Annotated in this window: 14 protein-coding genes; 10 read left to right on the top strand and 4 right to left on the bottom strand. The window is 68.0% G+C overall.

Going from position 1 to position 16,682, the window contains the following annotated elements; all coding sequences use genetic code 11:
* Window positions 1–425: 425 nt before the first annotated feature.
* A complete protein-coding gene (gene tyrS, locus AC5P7E_RS02975; RefSeq protein WP_005407778.1) occupies window positions 426–1,637 on the bottom strand; it encodes a tyrosine--tRNA ligase in 1,212 nt (403 codons plus the stop codon).
* Window positions 1,638–1,804: 167 nt separating this feature from the next.
* Here tyrS and AC5P7E_RS02980 point away from each other — a divergent pair, with 167 nt between their 5' ends.
* Both AC5P7E_RS02980 and AC5P7E_RS02985 read left to right on the top strand, forming a co-directional pair.
* Complete coding sequence (locus AC5P7E_RS02980) at window positions 1,805–3,277, top strand: M23 family metallopeptidase (protein ID WP_111118142.1); 1,473 nt, start codon at window positions 1,805–1,807, stop codon at window positions 3,275–3,277.
* A gap of 65 nt (window positions 3,278–3,342) precedes the next feature.
* The gene (locus tag AC5P7E_RS02985) at window positions 3,343–4,470 is read left to right on the top strand and encodes an anhydro-N-acetylmuramic acid kinase (protein ID WP_114618816.1); all 1,128 of its coding nucleotides are present in this window, start codon (window positions 3,343–3,345) and stop codon (window positions 4,468–4,470) included.
* Between the two features lie 79 nt (window positions 4,471–4,549).
* Here the strand turns inward: AC5P7E_RS02985 and AC5P7E_RS02990 are convergent, their stop codons facing one another.
* The 3 genes from AC5P7E_RS02990 to AC5P7E_RS03000 all read right to left on the bottom strand — a co-directional run bounded on the left by AC5P7E_RS02990 (window position 4,550) and on the right by AC5P7E_RS03000 (window position 7,028).
* Window positions 4,550–4,780 carry a hypothetical protein gene (locus AC5P7E_RS02990; RefSeq protein ID WP_114618813.1) on the bottom strand — a complete coding sequence of 77 codons (231 nt, stop codon included), beginning with the start codon at window positions 4,778–4,780 and terminating at the stop codon, window positions 4,550–4,552.
* 77 nt (window positions 4,781–4,857) lie between these two features.
* Window positions 4,858–6,231: an AmpG family muropeptide MFS transporter gene (locus AC5P7E_RS02995; RefSeq protein WP_005412009.1), complete on the bottom strand. Its 1,374-nt coding sequence runs from the start codon at window positions 6,229–6,231 to the stop codon at window positions 4,858–4,860.
* Complete coding sequence (locus tag AC5P7E_RS03000) at window positions 6,228–7,028, bottom strand: exodeoxyribonuclease III (RefSeq protein WP_024956358.1); 801 nt, start codon at window positions 7,026–7,028, stop codon at window positions 6,228–6,230. The genes AC5P7E_RS02995 and AC5P7E_RS03000 overlap by 4 nt, the downstream gene beginning before the upstream one ends.
* 162 nt (window positions 7,029–7,190) lie before the next feature.
* Between AC5P7E_RS03000 and pyrE the strand changes: the two genes are divergently transcribed.
* From pyrE to AC5P7E_RS03040, 8 genes are all read left to right on the top strand, one after another.
* Window positions 7,191–7,850: an orotate phosphoribosyltransferase gene (gene pyrE, locus AC5P7E_RS03005; RefSeq protein WP_005407772.1), complete on the top strand. Its 660-nt coding sequence runs from the start codon at window positions 7,191–7,193 to the stop codon at window positions 7,848–7,850.
* 19 nt (window positions 7,851–7,869) lie between these two features.
* Entirely contained in the window at window positions 7,870–8,535 is a 666-nt protein-coding gene (locus AC5P7E_RS03010) for a hypothetical protein (RefSeq protein ID WP_005407771.1), read from the top strand.
* 174 nt (window positions 8,536–8,709) lie between these two features.
* Complete coding sequence (locus AC5P7E_RS03015) at window positions 8,710–8,802, top strand: potassium-transporting ATPase subunit F (protein ID WP_005407770.1); 93 nt, start codon at window positions 8,710–8,712, stop codon at window positions 8,800–8,802.
* Window positions 8,803–8,814: 12 nt separating this feature from the next.
* Complete coding sequence (gene kdpA, locus AC5P7E_RS03020; RefSeq protein ID WP_099473509.1) at window positions 8,815–10,524, top strand: potassium-transporting ATPase subunit KdpA; 1,710 nt, start codon at window positions 8,815–8,817, stop codon at window positions 10,522–10,524.
* A 10-nt stretch (window positions 10,525–10,534) separates the two neighbouring features.
* Window positions 10,535–12,592 (top strand): potassium-transporting ATPase subunit KdpB, encoded by a 2,058-nt coding sequence (gene kdpB, locus AC5P7E_RS03025; RefSeq protein WP_043035171.1) that lies wholly within the window; start codon window positions 10,535–10,537, stop codon window positions 12,590–12,592.
* A complete protein-coding gene (gene kdpC / locus AC5P7E_RS03030) occupies window positions 12,589–13,239 on the top strand; it encodes a potassium-transporting ATPase subunit KdpC (RefSeq protein ID WP_043035172.1) in 651 nt (216 codons plus the stop codon). Before kdpB ends, kdpC begins: the two co-directional genes overlap by 4 nt.
* Before the next feature lie 36 nt (window positions 13,240–13,275).
* Window positions 13,276–15,936, top strand: coding sequence for an ATP-binding protein (locus AC5P7E_RS03035; protein ID WP_114618812.1), 2,661 nt, complete (start codon window positions 13,276–13,278; stop codon window positions 15,934–15,936).
* Window positions 15,917–16,630, top strand: coding sequence for a response regulator transcription factor (locus AC5P7E_RS03040; protein ID WP_005412001.1), 714 nt, complete (start codon window positions 15,917–15,919; stop codon window positions 16,628–16,630). Before AC5P7E_RS03035 ends, AC5P7E_RS03040 begins: the two co-directional genes overlap by 20 nt.
* The last annotated feature ends 52 nt before the right edge of the window (window positions 16,631–16,682 follow it).

Raw genomic sequence — 16,682 nt, forward strand, 5'->3', positions numbered from 1 at the left:
AAACGTCTGCAAGATGGACAATCATCCTTCCTGCAGGCGCCTTCACAAGATACCTGCGCATACTTTCAAAGATCGAGGGAAGTGGCCTCAGCGCCGTTCCCGTGTGCTGCGAAGTTTCCTTCGTAGCGAGCCGCCCATTATGCCAGACTTTTTCAGTCCGTCAACACCCTCGTTCGATCATCTCGTTCGGCGGTGGTGGGCGCCCTGTTGCCGCTGAAGCCCCTTGGTGGCGACCCCTGCGACGGGGGAGGAGAAGTATGTCCCTATTCCCATCGTTTGTGAAGGGGGTGTGGCGATTTTTTTCACCGGATGTTGCATCCGTTCATCCGTCGCGCTGCGGGAGGACCGCCCGAAGAGCAGCCAAGCGTGGGCTTGGCTCTACAAGAGCATAAGGAAGGGCCGGCTGCGCCGGCCCTTCCTTTGTCTCAGGCAGCGACCAGGCGTACGCGGGCGAAGGTGCGCTTGCCGACCTGCAACAGGCCTTCGAAGCCCGGCTGCAGCACCTGCTGGCCGTCTTCGACCACCTCACCGTCCACCTTGACCGCGCGCTCCTTGAGCTTGCGGTTGGCTTCGGAGTTGCTCGGGGTCAGGCCGGCCGCGGTCAGCAGCGCAGCAATACGCAGGCCTTCGACCGGGATCGCCACGTCCTGCAGCGGCAGCTGAGTGATATCGCCCTGCCCGGTCACCGCCGCTTCCCAGCCGGCGATCGCCTGCTCGGCCGCTGCGGCGTCGTGGAAGCGGGTCGCCAGTTCACGCGCCAGGCGCAGCTTGACCACGCGCGGGTTCAGGCCGCCATTGGCCACCTGCTCGCGCAGCTGCACGGCTTCGGCCTGGCTGATGTCGAAGGACAGCAGCTCGATCCAGCGCCACATCAGGGTGTCGTCCACCTTCATGGTCTTGGTGACGATGTCGATGGCCGGTTCGCTGATGCCAATGTAGTTGCCCAGCGACTTGGACATCTTGTTGACGCCGTCCAGGCCCTCCAGCAGCGGCATGGTCAGCACCACCTGCGGCTTCTGGCCGTGGTGCTCCTGCAGGCCACGGCCCATCAGCAGGTTGAACTTCTGGTCGGTACCGCCCAGCTCCACGTCGGCCTCCAGGGCCACGGAGTCGTAGCCCTGCACCAGCGGGTACAGGAACTCATGGATGGCGATGGACTGCTGGGCGGCGTAGCGCTTGGCGAAGTCGTCGCGCTCGAGCATGCGTGCCACGGTGTGCTGGCCGGCCAGGCGGATCATGTCGGCCGCGCCCATCTTGCCGAACCACTCCGAGTTGAAGCGGACTTCGGTACGGCTGCGGTCCAGCACCTTGAACACCTGCTCCTCATAGGTACGGGCGTTGGCCAGCACGTCCTCGCGGCTGAGCGGCTTGCGGGTGAGGCTCTTGCCGGACGGGTCGCCGATCATGCCGGTGAAGTCGCCGATCAGGAAAATGACCTGGTGGCCGAGGTCCTGGAACTGGCGCATCTTGTTCAGCAGCACCGTGTGGCCCAGGTGCAGGTCGGGCGCGGTGGGGTCGAAGCCGGCCTTGATCCGCAGCGGGCGGCCCTCCTGCAGGCGCGCACGCAGATCCTCGAGCTTGAGGATCTCGTCGGCACCACGGCCGATCTGGGCAAGGGCTTCTTCAATCGAGGACACGTGACTACTCCCGGCAACGCCGATTCTTGTGTGGGGTGTTAAAGCAAAGTTAACCCGATTGGCTTCACAAAAGCCAATGGGCACAAGGGTTTGACGCGGTTTTCTCAGGTGTCTATGGTAACCGGCGATCAGGCCCCCGCTCCCGGGCCACCAGGAAAAAACCGCCGATGCACAATTCCGAACAAGGGCGCGCACGCAAGCAGCGCTTCCAGGAACGCCTCCACGTCCTGCACGACAACGCCCTGCATCGGAAGCTCAGGCAACATCTTCCCGCCGCCTTCAACGAGCGCTGGACCCGGCGCCATTGGATGCATGCCAGCCTGTTCGCGACCATCGGCGCCCTGGTGGCGACGATCGTGCCGGGCTTCTCGCACACCATCGACGCCCCCTTTGCCGACAGCCATACCAGCCTGGCACTGCCGTTGCCGCCGCTGGCCATGGCCCGCCAGCAGCAGGTGCCCGGTGACAGCTGGCAGGTGCTGCGCGTGGAACGCGGCCAGACCCTGAGCGATCTGTTCGACAAGGCCGGTATCCCGGCGACCACCCTGCACCGGGTACTGGACCACCCGGGCGCGCGCGAGGCGCTGACCAAGCTTCGCCCGGGCGCCGAGATCGCCTTCGACATGCCGCTGTCCGGCGACCTGCGCAGCATCCGCTTCGACCGCGATGCCGACAACCGGGTGGAGCTGAGCCTGGCCGGTGACGACATCAAGGAGAAGGTGACCAAGCGCGAGACCTCCACGCGCACGGTGGTCACCAGTGGCGAGATCACCAGCTCGCTGTATGCCGCGGCCCGCCGCGCCGGGCTGTCGCCGTCGGCGATCGCGACGATGACCGACGACATCTTCAAGTACGACATCGACTTCTCGAAGGACCTGCAGCCGGGCGACCGCTTCAGCGTGGTGATGGATGAAACCTGGCGCGAAGGCGAGAAGGTGGACACCAGCAAGATTCTGGCGGCGACGTTCACCACCGGTGGCAAGACCTATTCCGGCTTCCGCTTCGACCGCAACGGCAAGTCCGAGTACTACGACATCAACGGCCGTTCGCTGAAGAAGAGCTTCATCCGCATGCCGATCCCGTTCGCGCGGCTGAGCTCGACCTTCGGTGCGCGCAAGCACCCCGTGCTGGGCAAGATGCGCATGCACAAGGGCGTGGACTACGCCGCGCGCACCGGCACCCCGATCATGGCCGCCGGCGACGCCCGCGTGCAGTTCGCCGGCGTGCAGCGCGGTTACGGCAACGTGGTGATCCTCGACCACGGCCGTGGCCACACCACCCTGTATGGGCACATGTCGCGCTTTGCGAACATCAAGACCGGCCAGCGGGTGGCCCAGGGCACGGTGATCGGTTATGTCGGCTCGACCGGCCTGGCCACCGGCCCGCACCTGCACTACGAATTCCGCGTCAACGGCGAGCACCGCAACCCGCTGACCGTGACCATGCCGCCGCCGGAGCCGCTGAAGGGCGCCGAGCTGGTCGCCTTCCGCGCGCAGACCGCGCCGGCGATGGCCCGCATCCAGGGCATGGAGAAGCTGATCTACGCCGATGCCAGCCCGGCACCGACCAGCCGCGACGAGGCCGCCCCCGAGGTGGCCAGCGCCAAGGACAAGAGCAGCGCCGGCCGCAAGCGCGGCTGAGCCCCTGCGTTGACGAAGAAGGACGCGGCAGCACAAGCTTGCCGCGTCCTTTTTTTATGCCCGCCATGAACACGACTGCCGACACTGACGCCCCCCTGTACCTTGGCCTGATGTCGGGCACCAGTGCCGACGGCATCGATGCCGCGCTGGTGCAGTTTCCTGCCGGCGGAGGCTGCCGTTTCGTGCACGGCCTGACCGCCCGCTGGGAGCCGGTGCTGCGTGCACGGCTGGTGGCGCTGGGCGAAGGTGGTCCACTGGATTCGCTGGAGGAGCTGGGCGAGCTGGACGCCCGGATCGCGATCAGCTTCGCCGGGGCCGCCAACCAGCTGCTGGCCGAGGCTGGCGTGGACCGCAGCCAGGTGCGCGCGATCGGCTCGCATGGGCAGACCGTGCGTCACCGGCCGCTGGCCGACCCCGCCTTCACCGTGCAGCTGGGCGACGGCAACCGCATCGCCGAGTTGACCGGGATCACCACGGTCTCCGACTTCCGCCGCCGCGACGTGGCGGCCGGGGGCCATGGTGCGCCACTGATGCCGGCCTTCCACCTGACCATGCTGGGCACGGCCGACGAAGACCGCGCCGTGCTCAATCTGGGCGGTATCGCCAACCTGACCCTGATTCCGCGCGAAGGTGCGGTACGTGGCTTCGATACCGGCCCGGCCAATGCGCTGATGGATGCCTGGTGCCAGCGCCACACCGGCCGGACCTTTGATGCCGACGGCGCGTACGCCGCCAGCGGCGCGGTGGACGAGGGCCTGCTGGCGGGCTGGCGCTCGGACCCGTGGTTCGCGCTGCCGCCGCCGAAGAGCACCGGCCGTGAGCAGTTCCACCTGGCCTGGGCCGAGGCGCACATGGCCGAGGGCCAGTACGCGGCGGCCGACGTGCAGGCGACCCTGCTGGAACTGACCGTGGCAACGGTGGCCGATGCGCTGCTGGCGCAGCAGCCGCAGACCCGCCGCCTGCTGGTCTGTGGCGGCGGGGTGCGCAACCGGCAGCTGATGAAGCGCCTGGCGGCGCGGCTGCCGGACGTGCAGGTGGAATCCAGCGCCGTGCACGGGCTGGACCCGGAGTACGTGGAGGCAATGGGCTTCGCATGGCTGGCGCAGCGGACGGTGGACGGGCTGGCCGGCAACCTGCCAAGCGTGACCGGAGCTAAGGGCCCGCGGATCCTGGGTGCGATCCACCTGGCGTGAGGTGGCGCCATCCACGCGTGGCGTGGATCTACCGGGCAGCCGGACGTGGACTCGTCTCTACAGCATTGCGGCGCGGCCGCTAATCGAAGCCCTGCCCTGCGGGCAAGGCCTGCAGGGCGGCAATGGCATCGGACAGGGCATCCACTTCCGGATCGCCGAAGCCGGAGCGGACTTCCAGTTCACTGCTGAACAGGCCCTGCTCCAGCAAGGCGGCACAGGTCTGTTCGTGGGTCAAGCCGCGGGCGACCGCGACGCGTTTGATACGTTCCAGCAGCAGCGGGTCCAGATCCCGCAGCACAACGTCGGCCATGCTCACTTCCCCGTTCGCAAGGCACCGCCCCCTCGGCGCGTCGGGGCGATGATCCCGCAGACCGGGCGGGCAGGCAATCAGGTCGAGCCGGCGGCCTGGCGACGGCGCTGCTGCAGGATCAGCAGGGCGCAGAGGATCACCACCGGGATCGCCACCAGCGCGGTACCGACGAAGAACAGCGCGTAGCCTTCCAGCAGCGTCCGGCCCTGTGCGAGCGTCTGTACCGACCACCCCGAGAGCCCCTTGAGCGCCTTGCCGGGCATCGCGTAGAACGAGCTGAGCAGCGCGTACTGGGTGGCGGTGTATCCGATGCTGGTCAGGCTCGACATATAGGCGATCAGCGCCGTTCCGGCGAAGCCGCTGGCGAAGTTGTCGATCGCCATGGCGACGGCGAAATGGGTTGTGTCCGGGCCGGAATAGGCCAGCCAGGCAAACGCCAGGTTGGAGGCCGGCCCCAGCACAGCGCCTACCATCAGCGCCGCCAGCACCCCCCAGCGGACCGAGACCAGGCCCGCTGCGGCAATACCGACGAAGGTCGCGACCAGCCCGACCGAGCCACGCACCGCGCCCACGGTGTCCTCGTCCAGGCCGAGATCGACGTAGAACGGGTTGGCCATCGGTCCCATGACGAAGTCGGCCATGCGATAGACGCTGATGGCCACCAGGATCAGGATCGCGCCGCTGCGATGCTCGCGGACGAAGGCGATGAACGGTCCCGCTACGGCGTCGAACAATCCGCGCGGTGTCCACAGCGAGGTCGCCTGCGCCTGCACGGCAGCCACTTCCCGCGCGGGTTCGCGGGCCATGACCACGGCCACCACGCCAAGCGCCATCAGCACGGCCATGATCTCGTAGGAAACCTGCCAGCCGACACGGGCCGCGATGATCAGGATCAGCGCATCGGTGACCAGCAATGCAGTGCGGTAGCCCAGTGCCGAGGATGAGGTCAGCAGTCCAAGCTGCTCGCTGTTGTCAGCACTTTCAATGCGCCAGGCATCGATGACGATGTCCTGGGTGGCCGAAGCAAACGCCACGATCACGGCCATCACGCCGAACACGACGATGTGCTGCCAGGCGATACCCAGGAACTGGATCTGGCCCCCCTTGGGCTGGACCAGCGCCATGCCGACCAGGCCCACCACCACAACCAGCTGCGACAGCAGCATCCAGCCACGGCGGCGGCCAAAGCGGCCGAACAGAGGCACGTCGGTCTTGTCGACGATCGGTGCCCACAGGAACTTCATGGTGTAGGCCAGCCCGACCCATGACAGGAAGCCGATCGTACTCAGCTCGATGCCTTCCTTGCGCATCCAGAAGCCGAGCGTGTTGCCCACCAGATAGATCGGCAGGCCGGAACTGAAGCCGAGCAGCAGCATCGCCAGCACCTTGCGCTGGCTCAGGTTGGACAACACCTGCTGCCACGGTCGGCGCGGCTTGGCAGCCTCGGTCACAGGTCGTAGTCCACGGTGAACGGGGCGTGGTCGGAGAAGCGCTCGTCGCGGTAGATCGAGCAGCTTCGCAGGCGGTCACGCAGGCCCGGGGTGATGAACTGGTAGTCGATGCGCCAACCGACATTGTTGGCACGGGCGGCGCCGCGGTTGCTCCACCAGGTGTAGTCCTCTCCGGTGGGGTTGAGCAGGCGGTAGGCATCGGCCCAGCCGCGACCGGCGGCGACATCGGTGGCCTGGCCGTGGTCGGCGCAGAGGGCGTTGAGCCAGTCGCGTTCCTCCGGCAGGCAGCCGGAATTCTTCTGGTTGGACTTCCAGTTCTTGATGTCCAGCGCCGAACGCACGATGTTCCAGTCGCCGCACAGCACGTAGTCGCGGCCGCTGCGCGCCCACTCCTCCAGGATCGGCCGCAGCCATTCCATCACTTCGAACTTGAAGCCCTGGCGCAGGTCGCCCGAGCTGCCGGACGGGATATAGAAGGAGACCACGCTGAGGTTGCCGTAGCGTGCCTCGATGTAGCGGCCTTCGTCGTCGAACGGGGCCCAGCCCAGCGACGTGATGACCTGGTCCGGCTCGCGCTTGCTGTAGATCGCCACGCCGCTGTAGCCCTTCTTGGTAATGGCGTCGCGGTAGAAGCAGTGGTGGCCGTCCGGGCGGAACATCGGGTCGCTCAGCTGGTCTTCCTGGGCCTTGGTTTCCTGGATGCACAGGACATCGGCATCCTGGGCACGGAACCAGTCGAGGAAGCCCTTGGTCGCGGCGGAACGGATGCCATTGGCGTTGAAACTGATGATGCGCATGCGGAAGACCTACGGCGGGAAACCGGGCAAGCATACCGGTTGACTGCAGGGCTGCGCAGTCCGCCGGGTGGGCCCGCCAGCGCCTTCACACGGGGCCGGACGAGCGCGAAACGCCCAGCTGGATTAGGATTTGTGCTCCAAATGAAGATGAATCGAGTTTTGATGAGCGACCACCGCCACCGTTTCCTGCAGTTGGCCCTGACCGCCGACGCCCTTCGCTTCGGCCAGTTCACCCTCAAGTCCGGCCGGCTGAGCCCCTATTTCTTCAACGCCGGGCGCTTCGACTCCGGCTCGCTGCTGTCCCAGCTCGGCGCGTGCTATGCCGATGCCATCGATGCCAGCGGGATCAAGTACGACGTGGTGTTCGGCCCGGCCTACAAGGGCATCCCGCTGGCCACCGCGATGGCCTGCGAGCTGGCCCAGCGCGGCCGCGACCTGCCGCTGTCGTTCAACCGCAAGGAAGCCAAGGACCATGGCGAGGGTGGCCAGCTGATCGGCGCCGACATGCAGGGCAAGCGCGTGCTGATCGTCGACGACGTGATCACCGCCGGTACGGCGATCCGCGAAGCGCTGGGCATCATCCGCGCCGCCGGTGGCACCCCGGCCGGCATCGTGGTGGCACTGGACCGCCAGGAGATCGCTTCGGAGACCGACCGCCGTTCTGCCGCGCAGTCGGTGGCCGAAGAAGCCGGTATCCCGGTGATCGCCGTGGCATCGCTGGCCGATCTGCTTGATTTCGCCTCCGGCAACCCGGAACTTGTGGGTTACCGGCAGCCGCTGGAAGCCTACCGGGCCCAGTACGGCGTTCGTTCGATCCGCTGACCGACCCAGGGGAAAGGTCATGTCCCGAGTTCCTGCTGTCCTCTTCGCCGGCCTGCTGCTGGTCGTGCCGTTCACCGTACCGGCGCAGTCGCGCGACAGCGGCAAGGCGGAAAAGAAGCTGTACTGCTGGAACGAGGGCAAGGAGCGGATCTGCAGTGATTCGCTGCCGGCCGACGCGGTCAACCATGCCCGCGAGGAATTCAATGCGAGCACGGGCCTGCGCAATGCGCAGGTCCAGCGCGCGTTGACCGACGAGGAGCGTGCCGCTGCCAGCACCGCTGCGCAGCAGCAACAGCTGGACCTGATGGCCGAGCAGACCCGCCAGCGCACCGAGCAGGCCATGTTGTCCACCTACGGCAGCGAGGCCGACCTGCGCCGGGTGTTTGCCGAGCGCCAGGAAGTGCTGGACAACAACCTGAAGACAGCCGAGTACAACGTCACCAGCCTGCGTGAGTCGCTGGTGGCGCTGCTGTCGGCGGCGGGAGACCGCGAGCTGGCCGGCGCCAAGGTGGCCGACAAGCAGGCCGAGGCGATCCGCAAGCGGCATGCGCAGCTGCAGGCGCAGCAGCGCCTGCAGGCCGGGCTGGTGCAGCAGCAGCAGGCGTTGAAGGCCGAGATCGACAGCACCCTGCAGCGCTATCGCGAGCTGAAGGGGCTGGTGCCGGCGGACGCTCCGGCGGGCTGACGGCGCTGACTCCGCCGGGCATGGCCCGGCGCTACCCCGGGCCTGGTTACGGGTTGGCCCACGGAATTTATGCACTCTTTACGCGTCGGCCCGGTCCGGCGCGTAGTGCGTTTATGGGGGGTAGGACGACGATGGCGGCCTGAGGTGGAGGGGTTCCACCAGGACGCTATTGCAATGTCCCCCTGGCTGTCGTTGTTGTGTGGCGTGCTGGTGCTGGTTGCCGCCGCCTATCTCCTTTATGTCGTGCTGCGGCCCGAGTCGTTCTGAGCGGAGCCGGCCATGACTGAGATGCTTGTGATTATTGCCGCCAGCCTGCTGCTGGCGTGGCCGCTGGGCCTGTACCTGGCGCGCGTGATGCGCGGCACGCCGATGAAGGTCGACGTGCTGTTCCACTGGATCGAGAAGCCGCTGTACAAGGTGCTTGGCGTCGATCCATCGCGCGCCATGTCCTGGCGCGGCTATGTGCTGGCCTTCGTGCTGAGCAACGTGGTGGTCGCGGTGCTGACCCAGGCGGTGTTCATGACCCAGGCCTGGTTGCCGTTGAACCCGGACCAGATCCCGAACATGCGCTGGGACACCGCGCTGCACACGATGATCTCGTTCCTGACCAACACCAACCAGCAGCACTATTCGGGCCAAGCGCAGCTGTCCTACTTCTCGCAGATGACCGGCATCACCGGCCTGCAGGTGGTGACGCCGATGATGGGCCTGGCGCTGGCGGTGGCGACGCTGCGCGCGTTGTTCTCGCGTGCGCCGCAGGCTGCGGCGGCCACCGGCAGCGGCGATGACCGCCAGGTGGCGGTGGGCAACTACTACGTGGACGTGGTGCGCCTGTGCGTGCGCTTCCTGCTGCCGCTGTGCCTGGTGTGGACGCTGGTGCTGACCAGTCAGGGCGTGCCGTCGACGATGGCCGGTGGGCCACAGGCCACGCCGATCGATGCCAGCGCTGGCATGGCCGAACAGAAACTGCCGTTGGGACCGGTGGCGGCGATGGTCGCGGCCAAGCAGCTGGGCGCCAACGGCGGCGGCTGGTATGGCCCGAACAGCAGCTTCCCGCTGGAGAACCCGACCCCGCTGTCGAACGCGCTGGAGATCGTCGGCATCCTGCTGGTGCCGATGGCGGTGATCTTCATGATCGGCGCGTTCACCGGCCGGCGCCGCTTCGGCGCCCTGGTGTTCAGCTGCATGCTGGGCATGTCGCTGCTGTCCACCGGCGCGATGATGTGGAGCGAAGGGCATAGCGCCAGCGCCGCCACCCCGCTGCTGATGGAAGGCAAGGAAGTGCGCTTCGGCGCCGATGGCACTGCGCTGTGGGCGGCGGTGACCACCCAGGTCTCCAACGGCTCGGTCAACGGCATGCACGATTCGCTGGCGCCGCTGAGTGGCGGCATCGCGATGGTCAACATGCTGGTCAGCGCGATCTGGGGCGGCATCGGTTGTGGCCTGCAGCAGTTCATCGTGTACCTGCTGCTGGGTGTGTTCCTGGCCGGGTTGATGACCGGGCGCACGCCGGAACTGTTCGGCCGCAAGCTGGAGACGCCACAGGTGCGCCTGCTGGCCCTGCTGGTGCTGCTGCAGCCGATCACCCTGCTGGTGTTCACCGCGATCACCCTGGCCGTGCCCGGCCTGGCGGGCACCTCCAATCCCGGCTTCCATGGCATCAGCCAGGTGTTCTACGAGTATGTCTCGGCCTATGCCAACAACGGTTCGGGCTTCGAAGGGCTGGGAGACGCCACGCTGTGGTGGAACCTGAGCTGCTCGCTGGTGCTGCTGCTGGGCCGCTTCCCGCTGCTGATCATCCCGCTGGTGGTGGCTGCACAGCTGGCTGCCAAGCGCCAGGCGCCGGAGTCTGCCGGCAGCCTGCAGATCGAAACGCCGACCTTCGCCCTGACCCTGGTCTCGGTGATCGTCATCCTGACCGTGCTGCAGTTCATGCCGGCGCTGGTACTCGGCCCGATCGCCGACCACCTGAGCCTGGGACTGCACTGAGGACACCGCAATGAGTACCCATGCAAGTTCAACCCGTAGTTCCCTCGCACCGCGCCCTGCCCTGCTGGATGGCGCAGGCCTGCGCCGTGCCCTGGTCGAGGCAGTGCGCAAGCTGTCGCCGATGCATCTGGTGCGCAGCCCGGTGATGGCGGTGGTGATGGCCGGCACGATCGTGGCCGCGATCGTCACCCTGACCGGCAATGCGCCGCTGGGCTTTGGCCTGGCGGTGACCGCGATCCTGCTGGTGACCGTGCTGTTCGGCAATTTCGCCGAAGCCGTGGCCGAAGCACGTGGCCGTGGCCAGGCCGCATCGCTGCGCCGCGCCCGCCAGGACCTGGTGGCGCGCCGCCTGGCCGCACCGCAGCCGGGTGCCGCGGAAACCCAGCTGCCAGCCGCCGAGCTGCGCCCGGGCGACCATGTGATCGTCAGCGCCGGTGAGCTGGTACCGGCCGATGGCGAGATCGTGCAGGGCCTGGCCACCATCAACGAAGCAGCGGTGACCGGCGAATCGGCACCGGTGCTGCGCGAGGCCGGTACCGACCGTTCCGGTGTGATCGGCGGAACCAAGGTGCTGTCCGACCAGATCATCGTGCGGGTGACCGCCGAGCCGGGCCACAGCTTCCTGGACCGGATGATCGCGCTGGTGGAAGGCGCCAACCGGCAGAAGACGCCGAACGAGATCGCACTGACCCTGCTGCTGGCGGCGATGACGCTGACCTTCCTGGTGGTGGTGGCGACGCTGCCGGCCATTGGCGCAGCGGTAGGCGTGCAGGTTGACCCGCTGCTGCTGATCGCGCTTCTGGTCTGCCTGATCCCGACCACCATCGGCGGCCTGCTGCCGGCCATCGGCATCGCCGGCATGAACCGCGCGTTGGCCGCCAACGTGCTGGCCAAGTCGGGCAAGGCGGTGGAAGTCGCGGGAGACGTGGACGTGCTGCTGCTGGACAAGACCGGCACCATCACCTACGGCGACCGCCAGGCCAGCCACTTCCATCCGTTGGCCGGTATCGATGCCAGCCAGCTGCGTGAAGCGGCGCTGTTGTCCTCGCTGGCCGACCCGACCCCGGAAGGCAAGTCGATCGTGCGCCTGGCGCGCGAACAGGGCTGCGCCACCGCCGAACCGGACCACGCCGAGTACCTGGCGTTCAGTGCGCAGACCCGCATGTCCGGCGTGGATCTTGAACATGGGCGGCAGATCCGCAAGGGTGCCGCCGATGCGATCCGTGCCCACGTACAGGCGCTGGGCGGCAATGTACCGGCTGAACTGGCCGGCCGCGTCGAGCAGGTCGCACGCAACGGTGCCACCCCGCTGGTGGTGGCCGAGGGCCGCCACGTGCTGGGCGTGATCGAACTGTCGGACGTGGTCAAGCACGGCATGCGCGAGAAGTTCGCGCAGCTGCGGGCGATGGGCATCCGCACGGTGATGATCACCGGCGACAACCCGCTGACCGCCGCCGCGATCGCTGCCGAAGCCGGTGTCGACGACTACATCGCCGAGGCGCGACCGGAAGACAAGCTGGCGCGCATCCGCCAGGAGCAGGCCGGTGGCCGCCTGGTGGCGATGGTCGGTGACGGTACCAACGACGCCCCGGCACTGGCCCAGGCCGACATCGGCCTGGCGATGAACTCCGGTACGCAGGCGGCGAAAGAGGCCGGCAACATGGTCGACCTCGATTCGGACCCGGCCAAGCTGCTGGCAGTGGTGGAAGTAGGCAAGCAGCAGCTGATCACCCGCGGCGCGCTGACCACCTTCTCGCTGGCAAACGACGTCTCCAAGTACTTCGCGATCCTGCCGGCGCTGTTCGCCGCGGCCGTTCCGACCATGGCTGCCTTGAACGTGATGCAGCTGTCGAGCCCGCGCAATGCGGTGCTGGCGGCGCTGATCTTCAACGCCCTGGTGATTCCCGCCCTGATCCCGCTCGCCCTGCGTGGCGTGCGCTTCCGCCCGGCCACCGCAACGGCGCTGCTGCGCCGGAACATGCTGGTGTACGGCCTCGGCGGCGTGCTGCTGCCGTTCGCAGCGATCAAGGTGATCGACCTCCTTCTTGTCCTGGTATTCGGCGCATGAACCGTTCTGCTTCCACCTCCACTTCCCTGTCCCGCGAACCGAAGGCCGAGGCCCGGGTGGCCAGCCTGCAGGACGGCGCCAGCTGGCGCCCGGCGATCGGCCTGGGCCTGGCCACCCTGCTGCTGGCCGGTGCGGTCTACGCCGGCATCGCCACCGGCTTCGCCGGCCTGGCCTACCCGACCCAGGCCGAGGGCAGCCTGCTGCGCGATGGCAGCGGTCAGGTGCGCGGCTCGGCGTGGCTGTCGCAGCCGTTCGCCGGTGACGGCTACTTCCAGGCACGTCCGTCGGCGGCCAACTACGACCCGATGGCGGCAGCCGGTTCCAACCTGGCGCGCAGCAACCCGGCGCTGGCCGAGCGTGTTGCCGCCAGCACCGCGGCGGTGGCCGCACGCGAAGGCGTTGCCCCGGCGCAGGTTCCTGCGGACCTGGTCACCCAGTCCGCCGGCGGCCTGGATCCTCAGCTGTCACCGGCTGCAGCGCAGTTGCAGGTAGCTCGCGTGGCGCGTGCCCGTGGCCTGCCGGTGGAACGCGTGCAGGCACTGGTGCAGGCGCATACCGAAGGTCGCCAGTGGGGCCTGTTCGGCCAGCCGCGGGTGAACGTGGTGACGCTGAACTTCGCGCTGGACCACGCGGCCAAGGCGCCGTGATGCCGGCCTGCACCGGCTGCGCGCACAATGGCACCCATGACTGATGCGCGTACCCGCCAGGCCGATGCCCTGGTCGAAGGCCTGCAACGCGAAGCCGGCGGCAAGCTGACCGTGTTCCTCGGCGCGGCGCCGGGCGTGGGCAAGACCTACGCCATGCTGACCCGCGCGCAGGAACAGCTGCGTCGCGGCGTCGACCTGGTGGTCGGGTTGGTGGAAACCCATGGCCGTGCCGATACCCAGGCGCTGCTGGAGGGGCTGCCACAGCTGCCGCTGAAGGACGTGGCCTACCACGGCCATGCCCTGCAGGAGATGGACCTGGATGCCGTGCTCGCACGGCATCCGGCCTTGGTGCTGGTGGACGAACTGGCCCATCGCAATGCACCCGGCAGCCGCCACGAACGGCGCTGGCAGGATGTGATGGAGCTGCTGGACGCCGGCATCGACGTCTGGACCACGATCAACATCCAGCATCTGGAAAGCCTCAATGACGTGGTGATGCGCATCACCGGCGTACGCGTGAGCGAGACCGTGCCGGATGGGGTGCTCGACCGCCTGCACGACATCGTGCTGGTCGACCTGCCGCCGCGCGAGCTGATCGCGCGCCTGCAGCAGGGCAAGGTCTATGTGCCCGAACAGGCCGCGCAGGCGCTGCAGGCGTTCTTCTCGCCGGCCAACCTCACCGCACTGCGCGAGCTGGCCATGCAGGAGGCCGCCGACCGCGTCGACAGCAGCCTGCGTGAAGCGCGCGCCGCGCGCGGCGAGAGCAACCTGCCACTGCGTCGTGGCGTGCTGGTGGCCATTGATGGCGGCGGTCAGAGCGAGTACCTGGTGCGGGTGGCGCGGCGCATCGCCGAACGCCGCGATGCGCCGTGGACGGTGGTGACCGTGCAGGGCCGACGCCAGGACGAGGCGACCCGGCGCGAGATCGATGCTGCGTTCGCCCTGGCACGCCGCCTCGGCGGCGACGCCGAACTGCTGCATGGATCGAGCATCGCCGATGCCCTGCTCGATCACGCCGCGCACAACGGCGTGTCGACCCTGGTGCTCGGCCGGACCCGCGAACGTCCACTGGCGCGGATGTTCAACCGCACCCTGACCCAGCAGCTGATCCAGCGCGGCGCGCATTACGAGATCACCATCATCAGCACCCCGCAGGCACGTGCGCGCTCGCGCCGCGAGGGCCTGCTGCCGCCGATGCGCGGCATCAGCTACGAACCGGTGCAGGCGCTGATCGCCACCGCGCTGGCCTGTGCGGTGGCATGGCTGGCCGAACGCTGGGTCGGCATGGCCGACCTGTCGATGGTGTTCATCGTGGCGGTGGTGCTGGTGGCCGCACGCACGCGCGCCAGCGTGGCGGTGATGGCGGCGATCCTGTGCTTCCTCGCCTACAACTTCCTGTTCATCGCACCGCGCTTCACCTTCGCCATCGGCGCGCGCCAGGGCGTGATCACCGTGTTCCTGTTCCTGGCCGCCGCGCTGGTGGCCGGACGCCTGGCCTCGCGCCTGCGCATGCAGGTGATTGCGCTGCGTGCGGCGAATCGACATGCGCGTGCGCGCCAGCAGCTGGGACGGCAGCTGGCCAGCGCGGCCGGCAACGGCGAGGTGGCGCAGGCGGGTCGGCATGCACTGGAACAGGCCATGGACGTTCCAGCGTGGCTACGGATCGGCGCCGATACCGCAACCGGTGGCCGCAGCCAGCCGGGCGATACCGACTTGGCCGCCGCCGATTGGGCACTGCGCCACGGCCAGCCGAGCGGGCGCTTCACCGACACCCTGGCCGGTGCGCAATGGTGGTTCCTGCCGCTGCTGGATGGCGAAGACCGCGCCATCGGCGTGGCGGGCCTTTACCTGCCCGGCGCACAGGCGCGCCTGCTGCCCGAGCAGCGGCAGCTGGCCGAGGCGATGGTCGATGACATCGCCCAGGCCGCGCTGCGCACGCGGCTGGTGGCCGAACTGGAGCAGGCCCACGTCAGCAACGAGACCGAGCGGCTGCGCTCGGCCCTGCTCTCTTCGGTGTCACACGACCTGCGCTCGCCGCTGGCGGCGATGATCGGTTCGGCCGACAGCCTGGCCAGCTACGGTGCGGCGATGGATACGGCTGATCGCCGTGCCCTGCTGGACACCATTCTGGTCGAAGGCGAGCGGCTGGACCGCTACATCCAGAACCTGCTGGACATGACCCGGCTCGGCCACGAAGGGTTGAAGATCAACCGCGACTGGATCGGCGTGGACGAGCTGATCGGCTCGGCGGCGCGGCGCCTGCAGCGCTACCAGCCCAAGGTGCGGCTGGAGCTGGATATTCCGGCCACGCTCGCGCCGATCTGGGTACACCCGGCGCTGGTTGAACAGGCGGTGTTCAACGTGATGGAAAACGCGGCCAAGTTCTCGCCACCCGATGCCGCCGTGCAGGTGCAGGCGCGCGAACTGGACGGACAGCTGCGCATCGATGTGATCGATGCCGGCCCCGGCATTCCCGATGACGAGCGCGCGCGCATCTTCGACATGTTCTACAGCGTCGAGCGCGGCGACCGTGGCCGCCACGGCACCGGCCTGGGCCTGACCATCTGCCAGGGCATGGTCGGTGCGCATGGCGGCAGCGTGCAGGCGCTGCCCGGACGCGACGGTCGCGGTACCCTGATCCGCATCACCCTGCCCCTGCTCAAGCCAGCCTCCCACGATGAGCCCGACTCCGATTGACGCCAGCGCGCCGGCCCCGCGCGTGCTGGTGATCGATGATGAAACCCAGATCCGCCGGTTCCTGGACATCAGCCTGCGCGCGCAGGGCTACCAGGTGCGGCAGGCGGCCACCGGCCAGGAAGGCCTGCAGCTGGCGGCCAGCGAGGACATGGACCTGGTGATCCTGGACATCGGCCTGCCGGACATGGAAGGCCATGAGGTGCTGGAGCAACTGCGGCAGTGGAGCCAGGTGCCGGTGATCATGCTGACCGTGCGTGCGGGTGAAGCCGAAAAGGTGCGCGCACTGGATACCGGCGCCAATGACTACGTGACCAAGCCGTTCGGCACCCAGGAGCTGATGGCGCGGGTGCGGGCGCTGCTGCGCACGCGCAGCGTGCCCAGCGACGGCACGCCACCGGTGTTCGACGATGGCCATCTGCATGTGGATCTCGTACGCCGCGAAGTGGCGCTGGATGGCGAGCCGGTGGCGCTGACCCGCAAGGAATACGCGCTGCTGTCGCTGCTGCTGCGCAATGCCGGGCGCGTGGTGACCCAGCCGCAGATCCTGCAGGAGATCTGGGGCCCGACCCACCAGCACGACACCCACTACCTGCGCATCCTGGTCGGCAAGCTGCGGCACAAGCTGGGCGACTCAGCGCTGGATTCGCGCTACCTGTTCACCGAGCCGGGCGTGGGATTGCGGTTCAAGGGGTAGTGCCGGCCGCTGGCCGGCAACTGCAGGGTGTGTGAGGTTCATGGGCTTGCCG

Source organism: Stenotrophomonas sp. YJH_SMC_25, from assembly GCF_059369595.1.

Coding starts and splice junctions, on each gene's coding strand:
- AC5P7E_RS02985 (WP_114618816.1), top strand. CDS start 3,343: ATGAACACGACTGCCGACACTGACGCCCCCCTGTACCTTGGCCTGATG.
- AC5P7E_RS03015 (WP_005407770.1), top strand. CDS start 8,710: ATGTCCCCCTGGCTGTCGTTGTTGTGTGGCGTGCTGGTGCTGGTTGCC.
- kdpB (WP_043035171.1), top strand. CDS start 10,535: ATGAGTACCCATGCAAGTTCAACCCGTAGTTCCCTCGCACCGCGCCCT.
- pyrE (WP_005407772.1), top strand. CDS start 7,191: ATGAGCGACCACCGCCACCGTTTCCTGCAGTTGGCCCTGACCGCCGAC.
- AC5P7E_RS03035 (WP_114618812.1), top strand. CDS start 13,276: ATGACTGATGCGCGTACCCGCCAGGCCGATGCCCTGGTCGAAGGCCTG.
- AC5P7E_RS03010 (WP_005407771.1), top strand. CDS start 7,870: ATGTCCCGAGTTCCTGCTGTCCTCTTCGCCGGCCTGCTGCTGGTCGTG.
- kdpA (WP_099473509.1), top strand. CDS start 8,815: ATGACTGAGATGCTTGTGATTATTGCCGCCAGCCTGCTGCTGGCGTGG.
- AC5P7E_RS03000 (WP_024956358.1), bottom strand. CDS start 7,028: ATGCGCATCATCAGTTTCAACGCCAATGGCATCCGTTCCGCCGCGACC.
- AC5P7E_RS02990 (WP_114618813.1), bottom strand. CDS start 4,780: ATGGCCGACGTTGTGCTGCGGGATCTGGACCCGCTGCTGCTGGAACGT.
- AC5P7E_RS02980 (WP_111118142.1), top strand. CDS start 1,805: ATGCACAATTCCGAACAAGGGCGCGCACGCAAGCAGCGCTTCCAGGAA.
- AC5P7E_RS03040 (WP_005412001.1), top strand. CDS start 15,917: ATGAGCCCGACTCCGATTGACGCCAGCGCGCCGGCCCCGCGCGTGCTG.
- kdpC (WP_043035172.1), top strand. CDS start 12,589: ATGAACCGTTCTGCTTCCACCTCCACTTCCCTGTCCCGCGAACCGAAG.